Origin of the sequence: Streptomyces sp. MK7 (genome assembly GCF_032658145.1) — a bacterium.
Lineage (GTDB): Bacteria > Actinomycetota > Actinomycetes > Streptomycetales > Streptomycetaceae > Streptomyces > Streptomyces spiralis.
In genome coordinates this window covers 1-9,243 of record NZ_JAVACL010000094.1, presented here as the reverse complement: position 1 = coordinate 9,243, position 9,243 = coordinate 1, and the positions used below count along the sequence as shown (strand labels likewise).

At 72.4% G+C, this 9,243-nt stretch carries 6 protein-coding genes and 2 pseudogenes; 6 read left to right on the top strand and 2 right to left on the bottom strand.

Annotation, left to right across the window (positions count from 1 at the left end; all coding sequences use genetic code 11):
• From R2S09_RS39510 to glgC, 3 genes are all read left to right on the top strand, one after another.
• Positions 1-756 (top strand): (2Fe-2S)-binding protein (locus R2S09_RS39510; RefSeq protein WP_316746096.1); only part of this gene is annotated, 756 nt, incomplete at its 5' end.
• A 169-nt stretch (positions 757-925) separates the two neighbouring features.
• Positions 926-2,089: a glycogen synthase gene (gene glgA / locus R2S09_RS39505; RefSeq protein WP_316746094.1), complete on the top strand. Its 1,164-nt coding sequence runs from the start codon at positions 926-928 to the stop codon at positions 2,087-2,089.
• 50 nt (positions 2,090-2,139) lie between these two features.
• Positions 2,140-3,360: a glucose-1-phosphate adenylyltransferase gene (gene glgC, locus R2S09_RS39500; protein WP_306192537.1), complete on the top strand. Its 1,221-nt coding sequence runs from the start codon at positions 2,140-2,142 to the stop codon at positions 3,358-3,360.
• A gap of 99 nt (positions 3,361-3,459) precedes the next feature.
• Here the strand turns inward: glgC and R2S09_RS39495 are convergent, their stop codons facing one another.
• Entirely contained in the window at positions 3,460-3,837 is a 378-nt protein-coding gene (locus R2S09_RS39495; protein ID WP_306192538.1) for a hypothetical protein, read from the bottom strand.
• Between the two features lie 293 nt (positions 3,838-4,130).
• Here R2S09_RS39495 and R2S09_RS39490 point away from each other — a divergent pair, with 293 nt between their 5' ends.
• Positions 4,131-6,746, top strand: a complete 2,616-nt coding sequence (locus R2S09_RS39490; RefSeq protein WP_316746091.1) for a PA14 domain-containing protein — start codon at positions 4,131-4,133, stop codon at positions 6,744-6,746.
• A 76-nt stretch (positions 6,747-6,822) separates the two neighbouring features.
• A pseudogene (locus R2S09_RS39485) lies at positions 6,823-6,990 on the top strand (hypothetical protein); the annotation flags it as partial.
• 176 nt (positions 6,991-7,166) lie between these two features.
• Here R2S09_RS39485 and R2S09_RS39480 read toward each other — a convergent pair.
• Positions 7,167-7,436, bottom strand: a pseudogene (locus tag R2S09_RS39480) (RNA-guided endonuclease TnpB family protein); the annotation flags it as partial.
• 423 nt (positions 7,437-7,859) lie between these two features.
• Between R2S09_RS39480 and R2S09_RS39475 the strand changes: the two are divergent.
• A partial coding sequence (locus R2S09_RS39475; protein ID WP_316746089.1) for a wax ester/triacylglycerol synthase family O-acyltransferase occupies positions 7,860-9,243 on the top strand: 1,384 nt, incomplete at its 3' end.

Sequence of the window (9,243 nt, the reverse complement as noted above, 5' to 3'; positions counted from 1 at the left end):
TTGGTAGTACTGCTCCTCGTGGACCTCGACCCGGATCTCGCCGCCCTCCGTTCCCTCGGCGGCTTCTTCGTCCTGCGCACGGGCGAGCCGCCCCGCGCCGCGCTGCCCACCCTGGCCCAGGCCTACGGCGACGCGGCCTCCGGCAGCGACGCGCACCCCCTCGCGGTGCGCGTCCGCACCGTGGCCGACGGCATCCGCGCCCCCGAGCCGCGGGTCGCCGCGTCGGTGGCCCAGCAGGCGCTCATGGCCCGGCTGTGGTCGACCGTACTCGGCTGCGCCGTGCTGTACGGGCGCATTCCCGACCTCGACCCGCGCCTGCTCCGCTGGGACCCCGCCGGCAGCGCCCCGGACGACCTGTGGCTCACCAGGGTGCGCGGGCTTCCCGCCGACGCGGACACCCTCGCCGACGCCGTCCTGCACGGCCACCTTCAACCCCTGGCGGCGGCGCTGCGCGTCCGCCACCGCCTCGCCCCGGGCTTGTCGCGGGGAAACGCGGCCTCCGCGCTGGCCGGCGCCGCCCGCCAACTGGCCCGCCTCGCGCGCGACCACGGCCGCCTCCGGGCCGGCGACCACGCCCGGGACCTGGCCGCACGGCTCCTCGCCCACCCGCTGCTCGCCGGGACGGGCACACTCGACGACACGGGCTTCCGCCGGCGCAGCTGCTGCCTGTACTACCGGGTCCCCGGCGGCGGTGTCTGCGGTGACTGTTGTTTCACACGAGCCCCGCGCTCTTCCGCGCGCGCCGCATCTGGGTGACCATGAAGGCGACCGGCGCGACACGGCCGGCGATCAGCGACCGACGACGAGCGACCGACAAGCGACCGACGACGAGCGAGCGACCGACGATCAGCGACCGGCGGACAACGGCCGGCGCACGCGACCGGCCACGACGGGACGACGGGGCCGCCGAGACAGGGGGTTGCGGGTGCGAGTGGGACTGCTGACCCGGGAGTACCCGCCGGACGTGTACGGCGGTGCGGGCGTCCATGTGGAGTTCCTGGCGCGGGAGCTGAGACCCCTCGTCGACCTGGAGGTGCACTGCTGGGGCGAGGCGTCCTCGGCGGACAAGGCGGACGGCGTCGTACGCCACCGCCCCTGGTCGGCGCTGGACGGCGCCAACGACGCCCTGCGCACCTTCTCCGTGGACCTCGCCATGACCGCCGGCCTGGACGGCTGCGACCTGGTCCACTCCCACACCTGGTACGCCAACCTCGCCGGCCACCTCGGCAAGCTCCTGTACGGCGTGCCGCACGTGCTGACCGCGCACTCCCTGGAGCCGCTGCGCCCCTGGAAGGCCGAGCAGCTCGGCGGCGGCTACGCGCTGTCCAGCTGGGCGGAGCGCACCGCGATCGAGGCGGCCGACGCCGTGGTCGCCGTCTCCGGCGCCATGCGCGAGGACATCCTCGGCTGCTATCCGGCCCTCGACCCGGCCCGGGTCCACATCATCCACAACGGCATCGACACCACCCTGTACCGGCCGGACCACGGCACGGACGCCCTCACCCGGATCGGGCTCGACCCGGACCGCCCCTATGTGCTGTTCGTCGGCCGCATCACCCGTCAGAAGGGCGTGCCCCATCTGCTGCGCGCCGTGCGGGACATCGACCCGGCGGCCCAGGTCGTGCTGTGCGCGGGCGCACCCGACACGCCCGAGATCGACCGGGAGTTCCGCGAGCTGTACGAGGAGCTGAGCCGGGTCCGCGCGGGCGTGCACTGGATCCCGCAGATGCTGCCGCGCCCGGACGTGATCCAGCTGCTCACCCATGCCGCGGTCTTCGCCTGCCCCTCGGTCTACGAGCCGCTCGGCATCGTCAACCTGGAGGCGATGGCCTGCGGCACCCCCGTCGTGGCGTCCCGGGTCGGCGGGATTCCCGAGGTGGTCGAGGACGGCCGCACCGGGGTACTCGTCGACGTCGACGACGACTTCGAGGCGGGCCTGGCCCGCGCCCTCGACGCGGTGCTCGGCGATCCGGAGGCGGCGCGCCGGATGGGCGAGGCCGGGCGGCGGCGCGCGGTGACGGAGTTCGGCTGGGACGCGGTCGCCCGGCGCACGGTGCGCCTGTACGAGGAGATCCTCAAACAGGCTTAGTCCTCCCTGCTCAGGGGCAGTAGTGGTTCAACCGGGTGAGGGGAGCGGCCATGCGGCGTGGTGGACCTTCGGTCCTCGGGATCGTCCTTGCGGGCGGAGAGGGCAAACGGCTGATGCCCCTGACCGCGGACCGCGCGAAACCCGCGGTCACGTTCGGCGGAACGTATCGCCTGGTCGACTTCGTCCTGTCCAACCTGGTCAACGGCGACATCCTGCGCGTCTGCGTACTGACCCAGTACAAGTCGCACTCGCTGGACCGGCACATTACCACCACCTGGCGCATGTCGAGCCTGCTCGGCAACTACGTCACGCCGGTCCCCGCGCAGCAGCGCCTCGGCCCCCGCTGGTACCTGGGCAGCGCCGACGCGATCCTTCAGTCGCTCAACCTGATCTACGACGAGCAGCCCGACTACGTGGCGGTCTTCGGCGCCGACCACGTCTACCGCATGGACCCGCGGCAGATGCTCCGGCAGCACATCGAGGGCGGCGCCGGGGTGACGGTCGCCGGCATCCGGGTGCCGCGCTCGGAGTCGTCGTCGTTCGGGGTGATCACGCCGGGTTCGGACGGGCGGACCGTCCAGCGCTTCCTGGAGAAGCCCGCCGACCCGCCGGGCCTGCCGGACGACCCCGAGCGGGTCTTCGCCTCCATGGGCAACTACGTGTTCACCACCAAGACGCTGATCGACGCCCTGCAACGGGACGCCGAGGACGAGCGGTCGGTGCACGACATGGGCGGCTCGATCCTGCCCCAGCTCACCGAGCGCGGCGAGGCCCAGCTGTACGACTTCAGCACCAACCACGTGCCCGGCGAGACCAGCCGGGACCAGGGTTACTGGCGGGACGTGGGCACCCTCGACGCCTACTACGACGCCCATATGGACCTGATCGCCGAGCGTCCCGCGTTCAACCTGTACAACCGGGACTGGCCCGTCTACACCCACTCCAGCCAGCTCTCGCCGGCCCGGTTCAACGCCGGTGGCATCGCCGGGGAGTCGATCATCAGCGCCGGCTGCCTGATCCGCGGGCAGGTCACACGGTCCGTGCTCTCGCCGGGCGTCCGCGTCGACCCGGGGGCGGTGGTCCAGGGCTCCGTGCTGCACGACAACGTGCACATCGGCCGGGGCGCGGTCGTGCGCGGGGCGGTCCTGGACAAGAACGTCGAGGTGCCGCCCGGCGCGACGATCGGCGTCAACCCGGAGCGGGACGCGGCCCTGTACACCGTGTCCAAGGGCGGGGTCATCGCCCTGGGCAAGGGCCAGCGGGTGCCGTAGCCACGGCCCTGGAGACGTTCCGGCCGGGAGCCACGGCACGGGATACGTTCAGGCCCGCAGCCACGGCACGTCAGGCGTTCAGGCCGGAGCGGTCGCCTGTCAGCCGCACAGCGGCGGGAAGTGGTTCAGGGTGACCGCGCTGGCCCGGCGCATCTCCTCGGACGGGCTGAACTGCACGTACTCGCTGCCCGGCGCGGTGTGCACGGGGACGTGCCCGGGAGGGGCGTAGAACGCCTCCCCGGCCCGGTACACCTCGTCACGGTCGGGGTAGCGGAAGACCAGCTCGCCCTTGAAGACATAGCCCCAGTGCGGGCATTGGCAGCGGCCCTCCGGCAGCCCCTTGAGCAGCGGAGTGTGGTCGACGTCCTCGCGGAAGGTGAGGAAGTCCACCGTATAGGGGTCGAGGTCCTCGGACTGGTCGACCACCGGGCCGTAGTCGCCGCCCTGGGTGGCGGTGTACCGCGAGACCTTGGGCATCCGGTTCACTCCCTTCCGCACGGAGGGGCACGCGTCGCGCGGGCGCGCGACGTGGAAGTGACGCCCTCATGGTGCGCGCCCCGCGGGCCCCGGGTCCACTTGGATCTCCGACCGCGCGCACCTCCCGGGAAGTCCGCGCGTCCCGGCCGTGCCCCCGGCTCTTCTTGTCATGTCCCTGGACCTACGCCCGCGCTCGTGACAACGTTGTTCCGCACCAGTTCGCACAATCCCACACAACAGGTTCGCGGAATAGCGAACAAGAGCCGCCAGTTTCCTTCGCCACGAGGAGGATCGTGCGCACCAGACGTCTGAGAGACCGACTCGCGCTGCTGCTCGCAGCGGCCCTGGGCCTCGCCGCGCTCACCGCGGCGCCCGGCGCGACCGCCGCCCCCGGTGACGACCCCGTGGAGATCCACGGGCTCAAGGGCGAGTACTACACCCAGTCCGCCCCGGGGGCCTTCGACTTCGCCGAGCTCAAGGCCACCACCTTCGACCCCGCCCTGGACTTCGACAACCTCGAACCCCGCCTGGCCGCCGCCACCGGCAGGTCCGACGACGTCAGTGTCCGCTGGACCGGCCGGATCGTCCCCGAGAAGACCGGCGCCCACACCTTCTCGATCACCGGCGACAACGGCTTCCGCCTCTGGGTCGACGGAAAGCTCACCATCGACCACTGGGTCGACGACTGGGACAGGGAACAGACCTCCGCCCCGGTCGAGCTGACCGCCGGCACGGCCTACGACATCAAGGTCGAGTACTTCGAGCACTACGGCGGCTCCAACCTCCACGTGCGCTGGACCGAGCCCGGCGGCACCAAGGAGCCCGTTCCGCAGTCGGCGTTCCTGCTGCCCGAGGGCTACGACTACGACGGCGCGATCGCGACCACCGTCCTCACCGACGGCCGCACCCTGAAGCTCGACTTCGCGCAGCGGCTCGCCGCCCCGCCCGCTGCCCTCACCGACCATCTGCGGGCCGTGATCGGCGGCGCCACCTGGCCGCTGGGCGCCGCACGGCCCGACCCGTCCGACCCGCGCGCCCTGCTCGTGGCCCTGAAGGAGCCGGTCGTCGGCAACAGGACCGGCACCGCCCGGGGCACCGCGGACGTCCGCTACGACGGCCAGGGCGGCCTGACGTCGGGCGACGGCACCGCCGTGGGCGCCTTCTGGAGCAGCGGCCCCAACCACTCCACGTACGAGCTGCGCACCAAGTGGGCCGACCAGGTCGGCCCGGACAACGCCCTGCCCGAGTACCCGCGCCCGCAGCTGACCCGCCCCGACTGGCAGAACCTCAACGGCCGCTGGCAGTTCGCCGCCGCCGGGGCCGGCGAGCAGCCGCCCGTGGGGAAGACCCTTCCCGAGCGGATCCTCGTCCCCTACCCGGTGGAGTCCCGGCTCTCCGGCCTCGAGCGGCACGAGGACCGTATGTGGTACCGGCGCACCTTCACCGTCCCGGCGGGCTGGCACATCGGCCGCGGCAAGCGGCTCCGGCTGAACTTCGGCGCGGTCGACTGGAAGGCCGACGTCTACGTCAACGGCACCAAGGTGGCCGAACACCAGGGTGGCTACGACAAGTTCGGCGCCGACGTCACCGACGCGCTGAAGCCCGGCCGCACCCAGGAGCTGATCGTCGGCGTCTACGACCCGACCGACGCCTCCGGCGGCGAGAACCCGCCGCTGGGCAAGCAGCGCCTGGACCCGAGCGGCATCTGGTACACGCCCACCTCGGGCATCTGGCAGACCGTGTGGATGGAGCCGGTCGCCACCGACCACGTCGACTCGCTGCGGCTCACCCCGGACGTCGCGCACGGCACCCTGACCGTGGAGGCCCAGGGCGTCCGCGACGGCGTACCGGTGACGGCGACGGCGTACGACGGCAGGCGCCCGGTCGCCACGGTCCGCGGCCGCACCGGCGGCCCGCTCACCCTGACGATCCACGACCCGCACCTGTGGTCACCCGACGACCCGTTCTTGTACCACCTGAAGGTGCGGGTCGGCGCCGACGAGGTCGGCAGCTACTTCGGGATGCGCTCCATCGCCGTCGAGAACGTGAACGGCGTCCCGCGCACGGTGCTCAACGGCAAGCCGGTCTTCATGATGGCCACCCTGGACCAGGGCTTCTGGCCCGACGGCCTGTACACCGCGCCCACCGACGAGGCCCTGGCGTACGACCTGAAGGTGCACAAGCAGCTCGGCTTCAACGCCGTCCGCAAGCACATCAAGGTCGAACCCGACCGCTGGTTCTACTGGGCCGACCGGCTCGGCCTGATGGTCTGGCAGGACATGCCCGCCATGACCGCGGGCGTCGACCCGTCCGCCACCGCCCGGGCCGAGTACGAGCGGGAGATGAAGGAGATGATCGACGAGCACATCAGCAGCCCGTCGGTCGTCATGTGGGTCACCTTCAACGAGGGCTGGGGCCAGTACGACGAGGCCCGCATCGCCCGGCAGGCCAAGTCCTGGGACCCGACCCGCCTGGTCAACGGCATGTCCGGCATCAACCTGGGCACCGACGGCGGCGCCGGCGACATCATCGACGAGCACGGATACCCGTCACCCGCCCTGCCGCCTCACCCGGACGGCGAGCGGGCCCTGGTCAGCGGCGAGTACGGCGGGCTCGGCCTGGCGGTCCCCGGGCACGCCTGGTCGGTGCAGCAGAGCTACGTCGACGTCGACCCGGCGACGTACACCGACGACTACCTGTCGAAGCTCGACGAGGTGCGCGCACTGGTCTGCCGCGGCAGCAACGGCGCCGTCTACACCCAGATCAGCGACGTCGAGGGCGAGCTCAACGGCCTGCTGACCTACGACCGCAAGGTGCTCAAGCCGGACGCGGCCCGGGTGCGGGCGGCCCAGCAAGCGCTGATCCGCGACGCGTCGCGGCCGACACCCGCGGGGTGCCCGGCCGGCTGACCCTCAGACCCTCTCATGCGGGCAACGACGTCTCCGTCGGAGGTCTTCCTGCAGGAGAGGGTCCCGGCGCCTTCTTGTGGCGCTCCGGCTGTGCGCGGCGGGAGTGCTGAAGCCGGTCATCGGCACCGCGGACGAAGGCAACACCTGTCCCGGCGCGGCCGTGCCCTTCGGCACGGTGCAGTTCTCGCCGGACACCGGCCACAGCACCTACGACTGCGCCCACCGCCGCAACCGCGGCTTCTCCCGGTGCGCCACACCGTGGTCCCGCGGCCGTCGGCGTGGGGCACGTCGGAGGCGGCGGCGCCGCCCGTGCTGAGTTGAATCCTCCCCTCCCTGAAGGGAGGGGATTCCTGGCTCAGGCCGCCTCCTGGAGCAGCGCTCCAGGAGGTCTTGCGCCATCAGCACCAGCCGGGTCGAGACCTGAAGCACCGAGGCGCCGTCACGCAGCCATGGCGTACGGGTGCGGGCTTCGGTCAGCATCCGGTCGAGTTGAGCCGGGCCGCACGTGGCCTTCTGCCCGGTGGCCTTGTTGCGCAGATGCACGGCCCTGGACTTGGCGACGCATTCGTTCCACACCCACCGGCACCGGTCCCACTCCGCCGCCAGGGCCGTGCGCGCGGCGGACGACACACGCAGCCGGTAGGTGTAACGGGCACACCCTGCCTCCGCAACCGCCCCCACCCGCGCCATCTCGCCCCCTCACGGTCCCCGGCCCGGACGCCACGACATCCCGCACTCTTCGAAGGACCATACGCACGACCGCCGCACACGCGTACGCAAATCCCGCAGCCGCTACCCAATTCAGCGACCACGGGTACACGTGTTCGCATCACCCGGTAGTGCCTGACAGCAGTGCGGGCGCCCCGCGCCCCTGAACCGCCACGGGGCGACGCCCGGCGTCCCAACACCCGGACGCGGTAGCTCCCCGGCGTGAACGCCGGGGTCTCCTCGCAAGAAACAGGTGACTTTCCCCACTGCCCTTTGTGTCCCGCCCCGGATCCGCGAGGCGGGACTTAATCTGGTGTTAACTGAGCGTAGCCTGATCGTACTTGACCGTAATCGGGTGCACGCGGTTGACTGCGAACTCACCCACCGTCGACGCGAGGCAAGCCATTGACTTCTGACCTGCTCGCTCCACTCGACCTGGCGTTCTGGAACATCGAGTCCGCCGACCACCCCATGCACCTCGGCGCGCTCGGGGTCTTCTCGGCGCACTCGCCCACCGCCGGGGCGCATGCGGCCGACCTGCTCGCCGCCCGTGCCGCCGCCGTGCCCGGACTGCGCATGCGCATCCGCGACGTGTGGCGCCCTCTCGGCCTGCGGCAGTCCCTCGGTCAGGGCCTGCGGCAGTCCCTCGCCCACCAGCTTCGGCAGCCGTTCGGCTTCGGCGGCGCCACCCGCGAGCCCGACCCCTGCTTCGACCCGCTCAACCACGTCCGGCTGCACGCTCCCGTCACGGACTTCCACGCGGCCTCCGGCCGCCTCATGCAGCGCCCGCTGGAGCGCAACCGCCCGCCGTGGGAGGCCCATGTGCTGCCCGGTGAGGACGGCGTCTCCTTCGCGGTGCTGTTCAAGTTCCACCACGCCCTCGCCGACGGACTGCGCGCCCTGACCCTCGCGGCGGCGATCCTCGACCCGATGGACCTGCCCGAGCGCCGGCCCCGCCCCGCCGAGCCGCCGCGCGGCCTGCTGCCCGACGTGCGCAGACTGCCCGGGCTGGTGCGCGGCGCGTTCTCCGACGTCGGCCGGGCCCTGGACATCGGCGCCTGCGTCGCCCGCTCCACCCTCGTCACCCGCTCGACGCCCGCCCTCACCGCCGAGCCCACCGGAACCCGGCGCACCGCCGGTGTGGTCATCGACATCGACGACGTCCACCTGGTGCGCAAGAAGGTCGGCGGCACGGTCAACGACGTACTGATCGCGGTCGTCGCCGGCGCCCTGCGCAGCTGGCTCGACGAGCGCGGCGAGAGGTGCGACGGCGTGGCGCCCCGCGCCCTGATCCCGGTCTCCCGGCGCCGCCCGCGCACCGCGCACCCGCAGGGCAACCGGCTCTCCGGCTATCTGATGGAACTGCCCGTCGGCGTTCCGGACCCGCTGCGCCGGCTCGCCGCCGTGCGCACCGCCATGGACCGCAACAAGGACGCGGGCCCCAACCGGGGCGCGGGCGCCGTCGCCCTGCTCGCCGACCATGTGCCGGCCCTCGGCCACCGGCTCGGCGGCCCGCTCGTCGGCCAGGCCGCCCGGCTCTGGTTCGACATCCTGGTCACCAGCGTGCCCCTGCCCGGCTTCGGCCTGCGGCTCGGCGGCCACCCGCTCACCGAGGTCTACCCCTTCGCGCCCCTGGCCCGCGGCCAGTCCCTGGCCATCGCCATCTCCACCTACCGGGGCCAGGTCCACTACGGCCTCGTCGCCGACGCCAAGGCCGTCCCCGACCTGAACCGGCTGGCCCGCGCCCTGACCGAGGAGGTGGAGACCCTCATCACGGTCTGCGCCCCCT